Annotated in this window: 17 protein-coding genes; 9 read left to right on the top strand and 8 right to left on the bottom strand. The window is 41.0% G+C overall.

The window, feature by feature from the left end:
• Window positions 1-3 precede the first annotated feature (3 nt).
• The 8 genes from B1F84_RS12475 to B1F84_RS12440 all read left to right on the top strand — a co-directional run bounded on the left by B1F84_RS12475 (window position 4) and on the right by B1F84_RS12440 (window position 8,985).
• Entirely contained in the window at window positions 4-627 is a 624-nt protein-coding gene (locus B1F84_RS12475; protein WP_131691607.1) for a 3'-5' exonuclease, read from the top strand.
• Between the two features lie 127 nt (window positions 628-754).
• Entirely contained in the window at window positions 755-1,495 is a 741-nt protein-coding gene (locus B1F84_RS12470; RefSeq protein ID WP_131691606.1) for an SIMPL domain-containing protein, read from the top strand.
• Between the two features lie 183 nt (window positions 1,496-1,678).
• Entirely contained in the window at window positions 1,679-2,692 is a 1,014-nt protein-coding gene (gene epd, locus B1F84_RS12465) for an erythrose-4-phosphate dehydrogenase (protein ID WP_010387623.1), read from the top strand.
• Window positions 2,693-2,735: 43 nt separating this feature from the next.
• The gene (locus B1F84_RS12460; protein ID WP_008111199.1) at window positions 2,736-3,911 is read left to right on the top strand and encodes a phosphoglycerate kinase; all 1,176 of its coding nucleotides are present in this window, start codon (window positions 2,736-2,738) and stop codon (window positions 3,909-3,911) included.
• A 211-nt stretch (window positions 3,912-4,122) separates the two neighbouring features.
• On the top strand, window positions 4,123-5,187 hold the full coding sequence (gene fba / locus B1F84_RS12455; protein ID WP_008111197.1) for a class II fructose-bisphosphate aldolase: 1,065 nt from the start codon (window positions 4,123-4,125) through the stop codon (window positions 5,185-5,187).
• 639 nt (window positions 5,188-5,826) lie between these two features.
• Entirely contained in the window at window positions 5,827-6,516 is a 690-nt protein-coding gene (gene phoB, locus B1F84_RS12450) for a phosphate regulon transcriptional regulator PhoB (RefSeq protein WP_008111196.1), read from the top strand.
• Between the two features lie 76 nt (window positions 6,517-6,592).
• A complete protein-coding gene (phoR, locus tag B1F84_RS12445; RefSeq protein ID WP_131691605.1) occupies window positions 6,593-7,909 on the top strand; it encodes a phosphate regulon sensor histidine kinase PhoR in 1,317 nt (438 codons plus the stop codon).
• A gap of 107 nt (window positions 7,910-8,016) precedes the next feature.
• Window positions 8,017-8,985, top strand: a complete 969-nt coding sequence (locus tag B1F84_RS12440) for a phosphate ABC transporter substrate-binding protein PstS family protein (protein WP_008111191.1) — start codon at window positions 8,017-8,019, stop codon at window positions 8,983-8,985.
• A gap of 74 nt (window positions 8,986-9,059) precedes the next feature.
• Here the strand turns inward: B1F84_RS12440 and B1F84_RS12435 are convergent, their stop codons facing one another.
• The 8 genes from B1F84_RS12435 to B1F84_RS12400 all read right to left on the bottom strand — a co-directional run bounded on the left by B1F84_RS12435 (window position 9,060) and on the right by B1F84_RS12400 (window position 15,650).
• Window positions 9,060-9,299, bottom strand: a complete 240-nt coding sequence (locus tag B1F84_RS12435) for a hypothetical protein (protein WP_008111185.1) — start codon at window positions 9,297-9,299, stop codon at window positions 9,060-9,062.
• 28 nt (window positions 9,300-9,327) lie between these two features.
• Window positions 9,328-10,176 (bottom strand): pantoate--beta-alanine ligase, encoded by an 849-nt coding sequence (panC, locus tag B1F84_RS12430; RefSeq protein ID WP_131691604.1) that lies wholly within the window; start codon window positions 10,174-10,176, stop codon window positions 9,328-9,330.
• A complete protein-coding gene (gene panB / locus B1F84_RS12425; protein WP_131691603.1) occupies window positions 10,176-10,970 on the bottom strand; it encodes a 3-methyl-2-oxobutanoate hydroxymethyltransferase in 795 nt (264 codons plus the stop codon). Before panB ends, panC begins: the two co-directional genes overlap by 1 nt.
• Window positions 10,971-11,000: 30 nt before the next feature.
• A complete protein-coding gene (folK, locus tag B1F84_RS12420) occupies window positions 11,001-11,486 on the bottom strand; it encodes a 2-amino-4-hydroxy-6-hydroxymethyldihydropteridine diphosphokinase (RefSeq protein WP_008111179.1) in 486 nt (161 codons plus the stop codon).
• A 3-nt stretch (window positions 11,487-11,489) separates the two neighbouring features.
• Window positions 11,490-12,788, bottom strand: a complete 1,299-nt coding sequence (pcnB, locus tag B1F84_RS12415; RefSeq protein WP_131691602.1) for a polynucleotide adenylyltransferase PcnB — start codon at window positions 12,786-12,788, stop codon at window positions 11,490-11,492.
• A gap of 305 nt (window positions 12,789-13,093) precedes the next feature.
• Window positions 13,094-13,990, bottom strand: coding sequence for a tRNA glutamyl-Q(34) synthetase GluQRS (gluQRS, locus tag B1F84_RS12410; RefSeq protein WP_076918375.1), 897 nt, complete (start codon window positions 13,988-13,990; stop codon window positions 13,094-13,096).
• A gap of 12 nt (window positions 13,991-14,002) precedes the next feature.
• Window positions 14,003-14,446: an RNA polymerase-binding protein DksA gene (dksA, locus tag B1F84_RS12405; RefSeq protein WP_008111170.1), complete on the bottom strand. Its 444-nt coding sequence runs from the start codon at window positions 14,444-14,446 to the stop codon at window positions 14,003-14,005.
• Between the two features lie 220 nt (window positions 14,447-14,666).
• Window positions 14,667-15,650 carry an AraC family transcriptional regulator gene (locus tag B1F84_RS12400; protein WP_131691601.1) on the bottom strand — a complete coding sequence of 328 codons (984 nt, stop codon included), beginning with the start codon at window positions 15,648-15,650 and terminating at the stop codon, window positions 14,667-14,669.
• Between the two features lie 144 nt (window positions 15,651-15,794).
• Between B1F84_RS12400 and B1F84_RS12395 the strand changes: the two genes are divergently transcribed.
• Window positions 15,795-18,344 carry a penicillin acylase family protein gene (locus tag B1F84_RS12395; RefSeq protein WP_131691600.1) on the top strand — a complete coding sequence of 850 codons (2,550 nt, stop codon included), beginning with the start codon at window positions 15,795-15,797 and terminating at the stop codon, window positions 18,342-18,344.
• Window positions 18,345-18,357 lie beyond the last annotated feature (13 nt).

The raw sequence follows: 18,357 nt of genomic DNA, 5'->3' as shown, positions 1-18,357 counted from the left end.
ATAATGGTTAAGCAGCTTATTACGCGGTACTTAAAGCGTCGCCACTTGCTTGCGCAAAGTGCTCTAAAGCAACGTTACTTAGTGATTGATTTAGAATTAACAGGGCTTGATCCTAAACAACATGAAATTGTTTCGGTTGCTTGGGTACTGATTGATAATCAATGTATTAAAAACAGTCAGTCGCAGCATATCGTTAATAAAGAGGTTAAAAGTCTAGAGCAAAGCCCTGTTTTTCATGGCATTAGTACTGACTCGGTGGCACAAGGGCAAAGCCTACAGAGTATTTTAATGTCTCTAAGCGCTCACTTTAGTGACTGCATTTTAGTATTTCATAATGCCATGCTCGACTGGGGCTTTTTAAAGTTAGCACTAAAAAATGCAGGGATCACCCAGCGGCCTAAGCTGATCATCGATACCTTACAAATAGAAAAAAAGCGCTTACTGCAACACGCAAGCGATATAAAATTAGATGATTTAACCTTAAATGAATGCCGTAATCGCTACGATTTACCAAACTATCATTGTCATCACGCTCTTACCGATGCACAAGCCACTGCCGAATTGTTATTAGCCCAATGCCACCAAATAGGCGCCGGTAAAGAACTTAAAGTAGGCGATCTAACGTAGGTTCTGAAGAGCGAAGCGAAACCCAACTTTAAAGTAGGCACAATGGCTTAGTTTTATTCAGTTTACTTTTCTTCTTGTTTGTATAATTATGGGAACGCATGTTTAATTAAAAATTCAAGGAACGAATATGAAACTTATCATCGCTATTTTTATTACCTTATTCCCTCTTATTGCTTTTGCTAATTCAGGCGTGCCAGCTAATCGTCATATTTCTGTGCATGGCACAGCTGAGGTATTAGTTGAGCCAGATATGGCTCAAATTATATTTGAAGTAAAAAGCATTGAAGATACATTACTTGAGGCTAAACGTGAGCTTGATGGCCGGATTAGTTTGTTACTCGAAGAATTAGACAAATACGCCTTTGGGCAAGGTGATGTTCATATATCGGGTTTAAAAAGCAAGGTATACACTAGGGTTGGTACAGAATCTGGAACTGTTTCAGGCGATAAGTATTTAGCACTGAAAACAGTTAAAGTCACATTGAAAGATATTAAAAAAGTCGATGAATTTATTGATTTTGCCCAACGCTTAAAAATAGACAATATCAAAAAAATTAATGGTTTATCCTCCAAGGCTAAGCAGTTAGAGGCAGAGGCGACACAACTAGCAATCGATAACGCAAAAGCGAAGGGAAATAAGCTCGCTCAGTCTTTTGGTGCTGAACTTGGCAACGTTTATAGTATTAGTGCAAATTCCAGCAGCTCAGATTATGACGCGAGCGGTGTTAAGCACATTATTTTATCTAGCCACAGAAATAGCATGGCTGCTAGAAATAACGAGAGCCCATTTACGCAACAGCAATATTTAGGTGCAACAATAAGCGTTAAAGCATCTATAAACGTGGTGTTTGATTTAAAACTAAAATAGCAAATACCGCAAATACCTATTAGCCGAGCTAAAAGTAAAAGCGCATTGCGTGTTGATTCTGACGTTAATTTAAAGTTTCTAATGCTTGGCTCTTATAATCACAGGCAAGGTCGATTACAATACCGCCATCTAAAAGGCGACGCTGCCTTTCTCTGTACGTAACTAGAGTGGATTTTATATTTCATGGCAATCAAACTTGCAATTAATGGTTTTGGTCGTATTGGTCGAAATATTGTCCGCGCACTATACGAATCAGGCTTAAGCGACGAGATTAAAATTGTTGCGATTAACGAATTAGCCGACCCTGAAGCTATTGCCCATTTATTAAAATACGACACCTCTCATGGTCGCTTTACCTTCCCAGTTAAATTAGGTGAAGACACTATCAGCGTTGCTGATGATACCATTGCATTATTTTGTGAAGAAAACCCAGTTGAATTACCATGGCAAACGCTAGATGTTGACGTGGTACTTGAATGTACAGGCGTGTACCACTCACGTGAGCACGCGCAGTTACATATTGCCGCAGGCGCTAAAAAAGTGTTGTTTTCTCATCCTGCTGATAATGATGTAGATGCGACCATTGTGTATGGCATAAACGACGATGAGCTGAAAAACGAGCATACTATTGTCTCTAATGGCTCGTGTACCACCAACTGCGTTGTTCCTGTTATTAAAGTACTCGATGATGCCTTTGGTATTGAATCTGGCGCCATTACAACGATTCATGCGTCAATGAACGATCAGCAAGTGATTGATGCGTATCACCATGATTTACGCCGAACTCGTGCCGCCAGCCAATCTATTATTCCGGTAGACACAAAATTAGCCCGTGGTATCGACCGTATTTTACCTAAATTTAAAGGTCGTTTTGAGGCCATTGCCGTTCGTGTACCGACCATTAATGTGACTGCCATGGATTTAAGTGTCACGGTAAATACCGATGTTGATTTAAGCGCGGTTAATAGTGCGCTTAAAGCACAAGCTAAAGACAGGCTTGAAGGTATTTTAAGTTACACCGAAGAGCCGCTGGTATCGGTTGATTTTAACCACGATCCCCATTCTTGTATTATTGATGGCACACAGACACGTGTTAGTCATAAACGCCTGATAAAATTACTAGTTTGGTGTGATAACGAGTGGGGGTTTGCTAATCGCATGCTTGATACCGCTCGTGCTATGATGGCATTTAAGTAATATTTTAATTTCAGGTTCAGTATCGTTAACTAAGGAGATGTTCATGTCGGTCATAAAAATGGCAGATTTAGATTTAAACGGCAAGCGTGTATTAATTCGTGAAGATTTAAATGTACCCGTTAAAGCAGGTAAAGTGACGTCAGATGCGCGTATTCGTGCAGCACTACCTACTATCAAACTTGCGTTAGAAAAAGGCGCGAAAGTGATGGTTATGTCACACCTAGGCCGTCCTACGGAAGGGCAATACGAAGACGAGTTTTCATTAGCACCGGTTGTTGATTACTTAAATGATGCACTTGAGCAAACTGTTCGCCTAGAAAAAGATTACTTAAACGGCGTTGATGTTGCAGATAACGAAGTGGTTGTTTTTGAAAACGTGCGTTTTAATAAAGGCGAGAAAAAAGACGACGAAGCCTTATCAAAGCAATTAGCTGCATTATGTGACGTTTACGTAATGGATGCCTTTGGTACTGCGCATCGCGCTCAAGCGTCAACCCATGGTGTGGGTTTGTTTGCTGATGTCGCGTGTGCCGGTCCATTATTATCGGCTGAACTAGAAGCATTAGGTAAAGCACTTGATAACCCTGCTCGTCCGTTAGTAGCAATTGTGGGTGGCTCTAAAGTATCCACTAAATTAACGGTACTTGATTCATTGTCTAAAATTGTTGATCAGCTTGTTACCGGTGGTGGTATTGCCAATACCTTTATTGCTGCTGCTGGCCATCCTGTAGGTAAGTCACTTTATGAAGCTGATTTAATGGATGAAGCAAATCGTTTATGCGCTGCGGCGAAAGCCAACGATGGCGAAATACCGGTACCCACAGATGTTGTTGTAGGTAATGAGTTTTCAGAGTCAGCTGTAGCAACACTTAAAGATGTAAGTGAAGTCACCAGCGACGATATGATTTTTGATATTGGCCCTGATACTGCTAATCAACTTGCAAAAATTATTGCTAATGCGGGCACCGTTGTATGGAATGGCCCAGTGGGTGTGTTTGAGTTTGATCAATTTGGTAATGGTACACGTGCCATTGCAAAAGCGATTGCTGATTCAAACGCATTTTCTATTGCAGGCGGTGGTGACACCCTAGCGGCAATTGATAAGTACGGCATTAGTGATAAAGTATCGTATATTTCTACAGGTGGTGGTGCGTTCTTAGAGTTTTTAGAAGGCAAAAAATTACCTGCAGTTGCAATGCTAGAATCACGCGCTAAATAATACCTTTGGGTATTAGCTAGCCGTAAAGCAGATGTGCTTATCCCACATCTGCTACAATTAACGAGTAAATACCTCTCACTTTTATTTAGTCGTTAATAATATGAATATTAGGCCATTTGCCTTTTAATTCATGGCGCAGTGATTGCGCCAAACTAACAAATCCGTTCAAACTAGGTAGTAAAATAACTACCGATAAATTGGAGAATACCCAATGGCTTTAATCAGTATGCGACAACTTCTTGATCATGCCGCAGAGCATGGTTACGGTGTACCCGCGTTTAATGTAAATAACCAAGAGCAAATGCGTGCAATTATGGAAGCGGCTGATAAAACAAACAGCCCTGTTATTGTGCAAGGTTCTGCGGGCGCACGTGCGTATGCCGGTGCACCTTTTATTCGTCATATGATTTTAGCGGCAGTTGAAGAATGGCCACATATTCCAGTGGTTATGCATCAGGATCACGGTACATCACCGGGTGTATGTCAGCGTTCAATTCAGCTAGGTTTTTCATCAGTAATGATGGATGGCTCATTAATGAGCGATGGTAAAACACCTTCAAGCTACGATTACAACGTTGATGTAACACGTAAAACAGTTGAAATGGCGCATGCGTGTGGCGTATCTGTAGAGGGTGAGCTAGGTGTATTAGGTTCACTTGAAACTGGTGAAGCGGGTGAAGAAGATGGTGTTGGCGCTGAGGGTAAACTTACCACTGAGCAAATGCTAACAAATCCAGAAGAAGCGGCAGACTTTGTAAATAAAACCCATGTTGATGCGCTGGCTATTGCCTGTGGTACATCACACGGTGCCTACAAATTTACTCGTCCACCAACCGACGACATTTTAGCAATTGATCGTATTAAAGAAATTCATGCGCGTATACCAAACACGCATTTAGTTATGCATGGTTCGTCTTCAGTACCACAAGAGTGGTTAGAGGTGATCAACCAATACGGTGGTGAGATCCCAGAAACTTACGGCGTGCCAGTTGAGCAAATTGTTGAAGGTATTAAATACGGTGTGCGTAAGGTAAACATTGATACTGACTTACGTTTAGCGTCTACCGGTGCAATCCGTCGTCATTTAGCAATGAACCCGTCTAACTTCGACCCACGTAAGTTCTTAGCCGCTGCAACGCAAGCAATGACTGACATTTGTATTGCTCGTTACGAAGCGTTTGGTACTGCAGGTCAAGCAAGTAAAATTAAGCCAATTTCATTGGATGAAATGCACCTTAAATACTTAAGCGGTGAGCTAAACCCAAAAATAAAATAATGAGTCAATAATAGCGATACTCTCGTACTCATTATAAAAGCCAGTTGCCTATGCACTGGCTTTTTTGATCTGTGGGGGATCAGTATTTTACCTAGTTATTAATTTGGGATCACTCGATTACTAACTTGTCATATCTGGGATCATTACTTTACTAACTAAAGCGCTAAAATGGGCATGTTTTACTCATTTAGGCATCGTAAAGCGCAATGGTAGAATGAAAATTATACAAAAAATCATTAGTTTAGCTTTAGTAGTGGGTAAAATAGTGATCCGCAAAGGGATCTGCTTGATAAAACTCTGATCCTGATATTTAAGATCTTAATAAAGCTGATCTAAATAGTGTCGTGGCGCAGTCAGCTTTTATGATCAGACTAAAAATATAGCTGTTAAAACTCGTCGCTTAGTAATTTGATGATCTCATAAATAATATTAAAACTATGCGCAATTCTTAAGCTATTAACACCTCAAACCGCTTTTTTATTTACAGCTTATGATGATACAAAGATGACATATTTAATTTTTTGTCACTATTTTGTGTTTTTTTTACGCTCATTTTGATTTCCACGTTACACTTTAATAAAAATGTCATACTTAGTCATAATAATGAAACCTACTCAATAGCCTAAGAGATAAATTGGAATGTCACGTAAAGTATTAGTCGTTGATGACGAAGCACCTATCAGGGAAATGTTGGTTTTTGTTTTAGAACAAAATGGGTTTCAAGCCATTGAGGCAGAAGATTATGATTCTGCAATATCAGCAATGGTTGAACCTTATCCAGATATGGTGTTACTCGATTGGATGCTACCTGGCGGTAGTGGAATTCAAATCGCTAAAAAATTCAAACAAAATGAACACACACGCCAAATTCCTATCATTATGCTGACTGCTCGCGGCGAAGAAGAAGATAAAATACGCGGTTTAGAGGTCGGTGCTGATGATTACGTTACTAAGCCGTTTTCACCTAAAGAGTTAATGGCGCGTATTAAAGCGGTTATTCGTCGTGTTGCTCCTACCTCACTTGAAGAGGCCATTGAAGTACATGGTTTGCGTTTAGATCCTATTTCGCATCGTGTGACATCAGGTGGCAGTGAGCTTGATATGGGACCAACCGAATTTCGACTTTTACACTTTTTTATGACCCATCCAGAGCGTGTATATAGCCGAGAGCAATTACTTGATCATGTATGGGGTACTAACGTCTATGTTGAAGATAGAACTGTAGATGTTCATATCCGTCGCCTGCGTAAAGCAATTGCAACCCTTGGGCATGACCGCTTAGTACAAACAGTTCGCGGTGCTGGTTATCGCTTTTCGAGTAAATTATAAGTTTACTTCGTAAGTCACAATCTATTAACCTAGCACAGTCAAACTTCTGCTAGCGTTTATAAGGTAAAGAGCGTGTATGTATCGAGTTATTAACAAGCAGGCGTTAACCAAACGGCTGTTTGTCTATTTTATACCTTTGCTTTTAATTGGGGTGCTTATTGGTGCCCCATTTTTGATGTTGTTTTTGGGTGCTTTTTCGCTACTTATGTGGCATTACCATCAGCTTTATCGCTTAAGTGACTGGCTGCATAATCAACGCAGCTTTAACCCGCCTGAAGGGGAAGGGTCGTGGGAGCAAGTATTTGAAGGTATTTATCAGCTGCAACACCGCAATCGTAAAAAGCGTAATGAGTTGGCAGAACTGATACGGCGTTTTCGCGACGGCGCTGAGGCCGTACCTGATGCCGTTGTTGTACTACAAAACGATTTATCAATTGTGTGGTGTAATCAGCTTGCACTCAAAGTGCTAGGGTTACAGTGGCCGGTTGATCATGGTCAGCGCTTAGATAACCTCATTCGCGATCCTAAATTTGCTAAATATATGCGCCGTAAAGAGTTTAGCGATGCACTGGAGCTTGAAAGTGGTCACAGTGTTGAGCAAGTTCTTGAATTTAGGGTGATGCCCTATGCCAATACACAGTTGTTGGTAGTGGTACGCGATGTCACTCGCTTAAAGCAACTTGAGCAAATGCGTAAAGACTTTGTAGCAAACGTCTCTCATGAGCTCAGAACGCCTTTAACGGTTGTTACCGGCTACCTTGAAATGCTCGATAGTGATTCACTGCCCCCGCCTGCAATGTGGAATAAAGCACAAACTACTATGCTAGAGCAATGCAAGCGTATGGATAGCTTAGTCAATCAGTTGTTGTCGTTATCGCGCATCGAAGGAGCAAAGCAACACAGTAATGACAAAGCGGTGAATGTGCCACGATTATTAAACTTAATTGAAACAGAAGCGAAATCTATTAATCAAGACAAAGGCCATCAACTTACTTTTAATATTGATACATCACTTGATATTACCGGTGCTGAGGATGAACTTAGAAGTGCATTTTCAAATTTAGTATTTAATGCCATTCATTATACTAAACCAGGCGGTAAAATAGAGGTGCTTTGGCAGCGCAACAACGAACAAGCATGTTTTAGTGTTACCGATAATGGTGATGGTATTGCACCTGAACATATTAACCGCTTAACTGAGCGTTTTTATCGAGTAGATAAAGCCAGAAGTCGTACTACAGGTGGCTCTGGACTTGGTTTGGCAATTACTAAACATGTACTTACTCGCCATGGTAGTCAATTAAAAATCCACAGTGAACTGGGTAAAGGTTCCTGTTTTTCTTTCGCATTCTCAAGCGATAGACTTATCGCAATTGCGCCATCAGTGGCGTAATTAGAGTGGTCATAAAAGTGTCATTTAAGAGTCACACCATTGTCATGTACTCACTTTAGAGTGAACCGCAGTTAGGAAATGGGACGAACAAACTGGAGAACCCCAAAATGAAATTTAAAAACTTAGTTGCCGCAATGGGTGTGGCTGTTACAACATTTGTATCTGCACAAGCGGTTGCATTAGAAGACGGTATTCCTGAGTATCAAAAAATTAGCGGTGTATCAGGTAACTTTTCATCGGTAGGGTCTGACACATTAGCCAACATGATGACCTTTTGGGCTGAAGAATATAAACGTATTTACCCAAATGTAAATATTCAAATTCAAGCGGCAGGTTCGTCTACTGCGCCACCAGCACTAACTGAAGGTACGGCTAACTTAGGTCCAATGAGCCGTGCAATGAAGTCAAAAGAGATTGAAGCATTTGAAAAGCGTCATGGCTACAAACCAACACAAGTGCGTGTAGCAATTGATGCGTTGGCCGTATTTGTACACAAAGATAACCCAATCGAAGGACTACGCATTGATCAAATCGATGCTATTTTCTCATCAACTCGTAAATGTGGTGCACCAGAGCAAGTAAATCGCTGGAGTGATGTTGGTCTAGAAGGTGATTGGGCTGCAAAAGACGTGCAATTATACGGACGTAACTCAGTATCAGGTACTTACGGTTACTTTAAAAAGAAAGCGTTATGTAAAGGCGATTTTCGTAATAACGTGAACGAGCAACCGGGTTCAGCTTCTGTTGTACAATCAATTTCAGCGTCATTAAATGCGATTGGTTACTCTGGTATTGGTTATAAAACATCGGGTGTACGTACTGTTCCGTTATCGAAAAAAGGCACTAACTTTGTTGATGCCACGCTTGAAAACGTAGCGCAAGGTAAATACCCACTGTCACGTTTCTTATATGTTTATGTAAATAAACACCCAAATAAGCCACTTGGCCCAGTTGAAGCTGAGTTCTTAAAGATGGTACTTTCTCAAGAAGGTCAAAAAATTGTAGAAAAAGATGGCTATGTACCACTTTCTGCAAAGTTAGTTGAATTAGAACTGAAAAAGCTAGGCTTGAAATAAGCAACTGAAGCAATTAATAAAAAACCGCTCATTGAGCGGTTTTTTTGTTTTACAATTTATGCCGACGATTGCTATTAGTCAGCTTTACCTAAGTTTTCAGCTTGTACTTTGCATTGATTGTACGCCTCAATACACTTTGATGAGCAAACTTGCGATTTAAGACTATCGGTCGTTGTTTGCTGCTCGCAGCTGGTTTCACATTGATAACTTTGTTGAGCACATTGATTAAGTGCCGGATTACCCGCCTGGCTCTGACAGCCAGCGAGAACTGCAAACGAAAAAGCCACACAGCTAGTTTTTATAAAAGTTTTCATGCTTGTCCTTAAAGTGTAGCTACCAAGATTAAACTTCAACTTGTAGGTTGTCGATTAATCTAACACTACCTAAAAAGGCGGCAGCTAAAATTACAAATCGTGTATCTTCGAGTGTAGCAGCTTTTAATGTATCTCGTTGAGCTATCGTAAAATAATCTGGTTTTAGACCTGCGTTTTCTAATGCACTCTTCGCTTCATTTTCAAGTGTGGCAAAGTCTTTATTACCGCTTTTAAGTTGCTGAGCACAGTGTTTTAAGGTGTTAAATAAAGCGGGAGCGGTGTGTTTTTCATCAGCTGATAAATACCCATTACGCGAGCTCATAGCGAGGCCGCTAACTTCACGCATGGTAGGTACGCCAATAATTTCTACTGGTATTGATAAATCAGTGGCCATGGTTTTAACCACTTGTAGCTGCTGAAAATCTTTTTCACCAAAACAAGCGTAATCAGGCTGTACTAAATTAAATAGCTTAGTAACAACAGTCGCTACGCCTTTAAAGTGACCTGGGCGTGAACCGCCACAATACCCCATTGAAATACCGGGTACATCAACAAAGCTTTGTGCACCTAACCCATTAGGGTAAATAGTTTCTACACTGGGAATAAACAAAATATCTGTTTCAAGATCGGCTAAACCTTGTTTATCTGCATCCAAGGTGCGCGGGTAACTGTCTAAATCTTCGTTAGCGCCAAATTGCATTGGGTTAACAAAAATACTCACGACGACTTTATCGGCCAGTGTTTTTGCTTTTTCTACCAGTGAAAAATGACCACGATGCAAATTGCCCATAGTAGGTACAAATGCGACGCTTAAACCGGCTTGGCGCCATGCTCTAATTTGACTGCGTAATGATTTAATTTCAGTGATTGACTGCATTATTTAAACTCGTGTTCAGCGCTTGGGAATACGCCGCTTTTGACATCGTTACAATACTTTTTAACCGCAGCAGGCATATTACCTGTTTCGAGTAAAAAGTTTTTTGAAAATTTAGGAATGTAACCTGCAGAAATACCCACTAAATCGTGCATAACCAAAATTTGGCCATCGGTTACATTACCGGCGCCAATCCCGATTGTAGGAATGCTCAATGACTCAGTAACGCGTTTTGCTAAGGCACTTGGAATACATTCAAGCACCAGTAGTTGAGCACCTGCGGCTTCTAATGCTTTTGCATCGGCAATAATTTTTTTCGCTTGCGCTTCTTCACGGCCTTGGATTTTAAAACCACCGAATACATGCACAGATTGTGGTGTAAGACCCAAATGGCCACATACCGGGATACCTTGTTGGGTGAGTGATTTAATGCTGTCATGCAGCCATTCACCGCCTTCAAGTTTGACCATATTAGCACCCGCGCGCATCAGCTCTGCAGCATTTTTACACGCATCATTTGGGTTTGCGTAGGTCATAAATGGTAAATCAGCAATAACAAATAAATCACGGCTTCCTGCGCGCACACAGCGAGTATGGTAGGCAATTTCTTGGTTTGTAACCGCTAAGGTATCATCGCCACCTTGTAATACCATACCCAAAGAATCACCAACTAAAACAACATCAACGCCGTTATCATGAAATAACTTAGCAAAACTAGCATCGTAAGCTGTTAACGCAGTGATTTTATTACTTTCAGCCTTCATTTTATTCAAAGTTGAAACGGTTATTTTAGACATAATATTCTCGCAGACAATGGCCTTAATTAATTACCGTGGTAATTGTTGTAAGTCGTTAAGCGGTAAGGTATTTGCTATCTGTTGGATAGATGCGCCGCTAGGTAAAATCAGTTCCGGTGCAATTTCTTGCAATGGGTAAACAACAAATTCTCGCTCAGTTAATCCATAATGAGGTACGGTTAAACGTTCGGTATTTAAAATGTGTTCACCAAATAATAAAATATCAATATCCAGTGTGCGTGCGCCCCAGCGCTCAGCCTTTCTAACTCGACCATGTTCCAGCTCTATGGCTTGGGTTAAATCAAGTAGTTGCTCTGGCTCAAGTGAAGTGTTGATACAGGCGACCGCATTCACATAATCAGGTTGATCTTGTGGTCCCATAGGCTTGCTCGCATAATAATGCGAGCAGGCTATAAATTCGCTGTTTGGCAAGCTTTTAAGTGCAATAACAGCGTTATCAAGTTGTTTTTTAGGGCTGTTAAGGTTTGCACCTAACCCCAAGTAGACACGTTGCATTATTTACTCAGCTGGCTTTTTAGTAGTACGACGGCGAGGTCGCTTACGTGGTTTTGGACCGCCTTGATGACCAAGCTCTCGCACCATTTCTTTTTGGCCATTAATATCTTGGCCTAAGTATTGTGTCCACCACTGTGCCAGTTCTGTATGCTCAGTTTCACCAGCATCAACACGCAATAGTAAAAAATCATAAGCGGCTTTAAAGCGTGGCTGCTGTGTTAAGCGGTAGGCACGTTGGCCAGCACGTTTATCTAAGCGCTGTTGAATATGCCAAATATCACGAGCACCTAACGTAAAGCGTTTTGGCACGGCAATGTGTTGGGCATTCTCACTCAGTACTTTATTAATTGCCTGAGCAAATGCATCGTATTCAGATAGTTGCTCTTGGCGTCTAATTTTTTCAGTACGTTCAATTAGCGGGAACCACAGTAACGCTGCAAATACGAATGCAGGAGTGACTTTTTTATCAGCATTAATACGGATATCAGTGTTGGCAAACATTTGCTTTATGAAGGTTTCTTCAAGTCCGCCTGGGTTTTTATCTAAAATGCGGTCTAGCTCAGGAAATAACGACTTAAATAAACCGTACTGACGCAACATTATAAAGTTTTGCTGTGCTTTGCCGTTTAAAAATAGCTTGAGTATTTCTTCAAATAACCGCGCTGGCGGAATATTATCAAGCAAGCTTGCTAATTCGGTAATCGGTTTTTCGCTTGCTGGCGCTATTTGCATATCTAACTTGGTAGCAAAGCGCACTGCGCGAAGCATACGAACCGGATCTTCACGGTAGCGTGTTTCAGGATCGCCAATCAACTCAATTTGTTTTGCTTTGATAGCGGCTAAGCCATTTGCGTAATCGTAAACACAAAAATCATTAATGGAGTAGTACAAAGCGTTGATTGAAAAATCACGACGTTCTGCATCTTCTTCAATGCTCCCAAATACGTTATCGCGAAGAAGTTGCCCGTGTTCACTTGACTGACTAATTTGATTTTTATCTTCTTGTGCTTCGTGATGGCCGCGCATTGTTGCCACTTCAATAATCTCACGGCCAAAAACAATGTGCGCTAAACGAAAGCGGCGACCAATTAAGCGACAGTTACGAAACAGTTTTTTTACTTGCTCAGGGGTGGCATTGGTTACAACATCAAAATCTTTAGGTTGTTGACCTAACAATACATCGCGAATGCAACCACCAACTAAGTAAGCATCATAACCACCATCTTTCAGGCGGTAGAGTACTTTGATTGCATTTGGGCTAAATTGTTTGCGAGAAATACCATGCTCACCTCTAGGGATCACTAACGGCTCACTGCTGATTGCGACATTTTCGTTATTGGCACTTGGGCCGATAATTTGTCGACAAAATTGAAAAAGCTTGGAAATAATAGTCTGTCTCCTAGAGAAGCGGTTGATTTGCTCGCCATTGCAATCAAAATCACAGCAAGTATTCGCTTAAAGCGTTATTTTTACCGTTCAATGTAATTAGCATATATTTAGGCGGCTATCATATACCAGCAAGGTAAAAAAATTAAGTTGCAGCACTGAAATTAAGCCATTTTTAACGATTTTATTTGAATTAATTACACGTAATACGTAATGGAAGGTTAAATCTGTATTTCGCGCTTAGCAGGAACAAGGCTTAGGTTAAAATGTGCCACGCCCCAAGCGAGTAATTGTTCGCAGGTTAAATCCATTAATTGCTCATGTATTGGCAGGCCTAAAAATTTAAATACAGCTATTAAAGTAGGTTTTGGATTTTGTTTGCAAATTGCAGGGGCATAATTTTGCTTAGAGAGTTTAAATCCCGGTTTTGCTACCGCTAAAGGTAAATGAGCAAATTCTGGAATAGGGCAATTAAGTTGTTTAAATAAACTGATTTGACGCGCAGTCGGTTCAATTAAATCAGCGCCTCGTACAATACGATTAATCCCTTGCTCAATGTCATCAATAACCACCACCAGTTGATAGGCAAATAAACCGTCACTACGTTTTATTATGTAATCTTCATGAGCGAGGGCTGGGTCAACGTCAATATGCCCTTGAATAAGGTCGTTATAATCAACAGTTGCATGGCATTGGCTTAAGCGCAGGGCATGCCCCTGTTCATTTAGTTGACTGTGTTTACACTGCCCTTGATAAATGCCGCCGAGGGCTTTTATTTGCTTACGGGAGCATTGGCAGGCATACACAAGCTGTTGCTGTGATAAAGAGTGCACGGCATCTTGGTAGATAGTAAGACGCTGTGTTTGGTACACAACGTTTTCATCCCAATTGAGGTTGTAGGCGTCTAAGGTATTTAGGATATCGGTGGCGGCGCCTTTTACAACGCGAGTGGTGTCTATGTCTTCGATGCGAACTAACCACTTTCCTTGGTTTGCTTTTGCATCTAGGTAGCTACCTACAGCCGCCACAAGTGAGCCAAAATGTAACGGTCCGGAAGGGGACGGTGCAAATCGGCCGCGATAGTTAGGTACTTGCGCAGTAACGGCTGTAGAAGACATGGCTATACTTAATTAGCCGCGTCCAGATTGCTTTTCTTTGATTTCAGCAAGTGTTTTACAGTCTACACATAAATCAGCAGTAGGGCGCGCTTCTAAGCGGCGAATGCCAATTTCAATGCCACAAGACTCACAAAAGCCAAATTCGTCTTCTTTAATTAATATAATTGTTTTTTCAATTTTCTTAATCAACTTACGTTCGCGGTCACGAGTACGAAGCTCTAATGAGAACTCTTCTTCTTGTGCTGCGCGGTCAACGGGATCAGGAAAGTTAGCTGCTTCGTCTTGCATGTGTGATTTTGTACGATCAACTTCGTTACGTAAATCATTACGCCAAGTTTCTAAAATTGTTTTAAAATGAGCACGTTGTGCATCATTCATGTACTCTTCACCCGGTTTTTCTTGGTATGGTTCTAAACCGGCTTGAGCCAATAAACCATGTCTTTTTTGGTCTGGCATAACTCTCTCCTAAATCCTTAATTTAATGCCTCAGCATTAGCCGGCGGTATAAATAACAGAAACTCATACCCTAGGCAAATTTATTTTTAAATAATCGAATTAGCTTAACCCTGTTTGGTGATATAAAAGTAGTAAAAGCACTACTTATACTTTCTTATCACAGTATTGGTTTATAAACTGGCGTAGTTATATGGGCAATAACAATAAAAACAACTTATTTTTACTTTTTGGTTAAGTATTTTTTTGGCGTGGCGCAATACCAACGTTTAAATGCGCGCTGAAATGCGCTTTGTTCAGAAAAACCCAGTGCAGTGGCAATGTTTAACGAACTGAGTCCTTGTTTTAGTAATATGAGCGCTTGTTGTTTACATATATCGTCAATAATTTTGCTGTAGCTGGTGTGTTGTTGTTTTAAGTAACGCTGTAGGCTGCGGGTTGATAATGCTAGCGCCTGTGCCGCTTGCTGAACGCTTAAACGCTCTGGCAGGTGTTGGGTTATTAGCGCTTTGAGCTGACTGATGTACTGGGCTTCATGGTTATAGTTAATAGCTTGTGCGGCTAATAGGGTTTCTAGCTCGTTATTAGCGCCTTTTAATGGGCTGTGTAGTAATTGGCTATTAAAGGTCATGCTATTTGTTGTGCTATTAAACTCAATTGGGCAGTTAAACAGCAAATCATACTGCTTTGCTTCACTGGTTGGAGGTTGTGGGCGCATTAACTTTACTTGGCTGAGCGTCAGCGAAGCTTGCCATTCACAACATTGTTTAGCAAAAGCAAGCCAGCTACTAAAAAGTTCATCTGCCATGTAGTGTGTGACAGCCGTTTTAGGGTGCCATTCCAGGCTGCTGTATTGTGGGTGATGATTTAGGCTAATAGTGCCAATGTTTCTAACTAAGGTATGTAACTTTAAAGCATGTTGTAATGCACTTAATAAAGAGTCACTTACTAAAGCAATATGCCCCAGCAATCCCCAATTTTGTGCATTTAATGCCTGCCCAAATTCAAGCCCTATTGTTTGCCTATTTAATTGTTTTGCGCCAATGGTCATGAGTTTTTCGTAATCACTAAGGGGGTATTTATAACGACTATTGTTAAGTTGCAGCTCTCCTTGAGTAATATTATTAAGTAAGTGTTGTTTACTCAGGCCTTGAGAAGCTAAATAACTCGTCAAAGAGCGAATAATTTGGCTACTTACAAAATACATAAAACATCCTTTTCTATATGGTTAAAGTTTAAACTGCCTTAACTGGCGCATAAAGTCAATTTTGTGCGTTTGAGGTCAAGATTTTAACTAGGATTTACGGCATGGTTGTTAGGTTAAACAATAATAATGACAAGGAACATCGCAATGAAACCCCATTTACTCTCACTTTGTATCGCCAGTAGCCTACTTTTAATTGGTTGTAGCGAAGATAATGACAATAATGTTGCGCCACCGGTTGCCGTGGTGCCTGATCCTGCGCCAGAAACAAGCGCGCCAATAATTGCCTTTGATGACGATAATAAACTTGATGCGAATATCCGTTGGACCACCTTTGGTGTGCCGCATATTACGGCTGATAACTTAGAAAGTTTAGCGTTTGGTAGTGGCTATGCCTACGCTAAAGATCATGCGTGTTTATTGATGGATCAAATTATTAAAGTGCGTGGCGAGCGCTCTAAATACTACGGCCCAGATAAAGTCCCCGGCAGTGGCGATTCAGTACATTTAATTTCTGATTTTGGTTATAAAGCCTTGGGAGTAAATGAATATGCTCAAGCTAATTATAATCAATTAGAAGATAACAGCCGAGCCCACTTTGAAGGGTTTGTGCAAGGCTTTAATAAATACGTTACTGATACTGGGGTTGATAACTTAGCGCCTGAATGTGCCAGTGCCCCTTGGGTAACCAGTTTGAGTGCAGAAGATATGTTGGCCTATTCTATGGCAACAGTGCAATTGGCAAGTTCGGCGAACTTTTTAGAGCTCGCTTTTTTAGCCAACCCAGGTGATTCCAATGAGTATTTACCTGCTCCAACTGCGGGTGCACCGAGTAGCGTGTCGTCATTAGTGGGTAATATTAATCAGCGAGCAAAGCAGTTTAAGTTAGAGAAAAAGTTTGAACATTTAGGCTCGAACGGTTGGGGGCTTGGTAAAGATATGATGGCCAACGGCAAAGGGGGCTTATTAGCAAACCCTCATTTTCCACATGAAGGTAATTTACGGTTTTGGCAATCGCACCTAACCATTCCTGATGCTATGAATGTAATGGGTGGCAGTTTGCAAGGCATGCCAGGGGTTATCAATATTGGTTTTAATGAGCACATAGCTTGGACCCATACTTTTTCTACTGCGCGCCATTTTTTAATTTATCAGTTGGCACTCAATGATAATGACCGCATGGGTTATAGCGTAGAGGGTGATAATTATGAAATTACTTCCAAAACAATTAACGTTGAGGTAACTGTAGCACCAGGGACCACAATTACACTTAGCAAACCGTTTTACTATAGCCACCATGGTTTAATGATTGAAACACCTGCCGCAAATGGTTTAGGGTGGAACGACAGCCAAGCATTTACCATCAAAGATGCCAATGAATTTAATATGGATGTGGTTGCTCAGTGGTCAGCTATTAATCAAGCAACCAGCTTAGAAGAGATGAAGGCCTCGTTTGCTAAATACGATGGCGTCTCTTTTAATAACACCATGGCCAGCGATAAAGAAGGTAATGTCTTTTTTGTTGATGACAGCACCGTTTTGAAACTGGGTGATACCGCAAATATGGCAATTCGTTTGCAACCTGAATTGGTTGCACTTAGAGAGTCGACGGGCTTTGATTTAGTACCTGGTAACTTAAAGTTATTTGAGCCGCAAGGCGTTGTGCCTTTTGAACAAGCTCCCCAACTAAGTCGCACTGACTACGTACAAAACTCAAATGACAGCTATTGGGTTACTAATCTTGAACAACCTCTTGTGGGCTTTGCTGCGCAATATGGCGATGTTCATCAGCCATTATCATTGCGTACCCGTATGGGTTTGAAGCTCATAAAAGAGGGAGGCGGTGAAGACAGCAAGTTTGACTTAGTTGAGCTTGAAAATGCGCTGGTTGGTAATCGTATTTATTTAGGTGAATTGGTGTTTGATGACTTAGTTGCCCAATGTAAAGCGCGTGGCACAACACCGGTAACCCTTAGTAATGGCGCAAGTGTTGACCTAACAGCTGCTTGTACAGTGTTAGAGGGCTGGAATGGTGCTATGAACCTTGATACACAAGGGGCTGCGTTAATTAGAGAGTTTGCCCATCTATTTGATGGCGATAAATACTTATATGCTAACTTTGATGTAACCAATCCTGCAAATACACCTAATACATTGCGTGCAGATGGCTCTGCATTAACCGCTTTAGCCCATGCGGTTCTTAATTTGCAAACTAATGGCGTGGCATTAAACAGCACCTTAGGTGATCTGCAATTTGTTGAAAAAACACTAGCGGGTGGTATTGCCTCAGGCGAGCAATTACCTTGGAGTGGACCAATGAGTGTGGAAGGCGGCTTTAATGTATATCGCTTTGATCGCAGTAGCAGTCGCTCATTTTCTACGGTGATCCCGTATATCGATCATCAAACGTTAAATGATGCAATAACTGGTAAACCACTACGCTCTGATTTATCTGCCAATGGCTACCCTGTTAATTACGGATCGAGCTGGATGTTTGTAATGAACTTTACCGATGATGGCCCTGTAGCAAAAGGGCTGTTAACTATGTCGCAAAGCTCTGATTCAAGTTCTGAACATTTTGATGATCAATCGCGTTTTTATTCAAATACACCCGTATTGAGACCCATCCTGTTTAAAGATGAAGATATTAACCTTAATTTAATTGATGAAATGGATTTATCAATGAATAAAGAGTAAGCAGACTTTGAGC

This window comes from Pseudoalteromonas sp. DL-6 (assembly GCF_004328665.1).
GTDB lineage: Bacteria > Pseudomonadota > Gammaproteobacteria > Enterobacterales > Alteromonadaceae > Pseudoalteromonas.
The sequence above is the reverse complement of the archived record's forward strand: the minus strand, read 5'-3'. Positions and strand labels throughout refer to the sequence as shown.

Excerpts from the sequence above, each read along its gene's own strand:
- B1F84_RS12475 (WP_131691607.1), top strand. The coding sequence starts at position 4 with ATGGTTAAGCAGCTTATTACGCGGTACTTAAAGCGTCGCCACTTGCTT.
- B1F84_RS12470 (WP_131691606.1), top strand. The coding sequence starts at position 755 with ATGAAACTTATCATCGCTATTTTTATTACCTTATTCCCTCTTATTGCT.
- epd (WP_010387623.1), top strand. The coding sequence starts at position 1,679 with ATGGCAATCAAACTTGCAATTAATGGTTTTGGTCGTATTGGTCGAAAT.
- B1F84_RS12460 (WP_008111199.1), top strand. The coding sequence starts at position 2,736 with ATGTCGGTCATAAAAATGGCAGATTTAGATTTAAACGGCAAGCGTGTA.
- fba (WP_008111197.1), top strand. The coding sequence starts at position 4,123 with ATGGCTTTAATCAGTATGCGACAACTTCTTGATCATGCCGCAGAGCAT.
- phoB (WP_008111196.1), top strand. The coding sequence starts at position 5,827 with ATGTCACGTAAAGTATTAGTCGTTGATGACGAAGCACCTATCAGGGAA.
- phoR (WP_131691605.1), top strand. The coding sequence starts at position 6,593 with ATGTATCGAGTTATTAACAAGCAGGCGTTAACCAAACGGCTGTTTGTC.
- B1F84_RS12440 (WP_008111191.1), top strand. The coding sequence starts at position 8,017 with ATGAAATTTAAAAACTTAGTTGCCGCAATGGGTGTGGCTGTTACAACA.
- B1F84_RS12435 (WP_008111185.1), bottom strand. The coding sequence starts at position 9,299 with ATGAAAACTTTTATAAAAACTAGCTGTGTGGCTTTTTCGTTTGCAGTT.
- panC (WP_131691604.1), bottom strand. The coding sequence starts at position 10,176 with ATGCAGTCAATCACTGAAATTAAATCATTACGCAGTCAAATTAGAGCA.
- panB (WP_131691603.1), bottom strand. The coding sequence starts at position 10,970 with ATGTCTAAAATAACCGTTTCAACTTTGAATAAAATGAAGGCTGAAAGT.
- folK (WP_008111179.1), bottom strand. The coding sequence starts at position 11,486 with ATGCAACGTGTCTACTTGGGGTTAGGTGCAAACCTTAACAGCCCTAAA.
- gluQRS (WP_076918375.1), bottom strand. The coding sequence starts at position 13,990 with ATGTCTTCTACAGCCGTTACTGCGCAAGTACCTAACTATCGCGGCCGA.
- dksA (WP_008111170.1), bottom strand. The coding sequence starts at position 14,446 with ATGCCAGACCAAAAAAGACATGGTTTATTGGCTCAAGCCGGTTTAGAA.
- B1F84_RS12400 (WP_131691601.1), bottom strand. The coding sequence starts at position 15,650 with ATGTATTTTGTAAGTAGCCAAATTATTCGCTCTTTGACGAGTTATTTA.
- B1F84_RS12395 (WP_131691600.1), top strand. The coding sequence starts at position 15,795 with ATGAAACCCCATTTACTCTCACTTTGTATCGCCAGTAGCCTACTTTTA.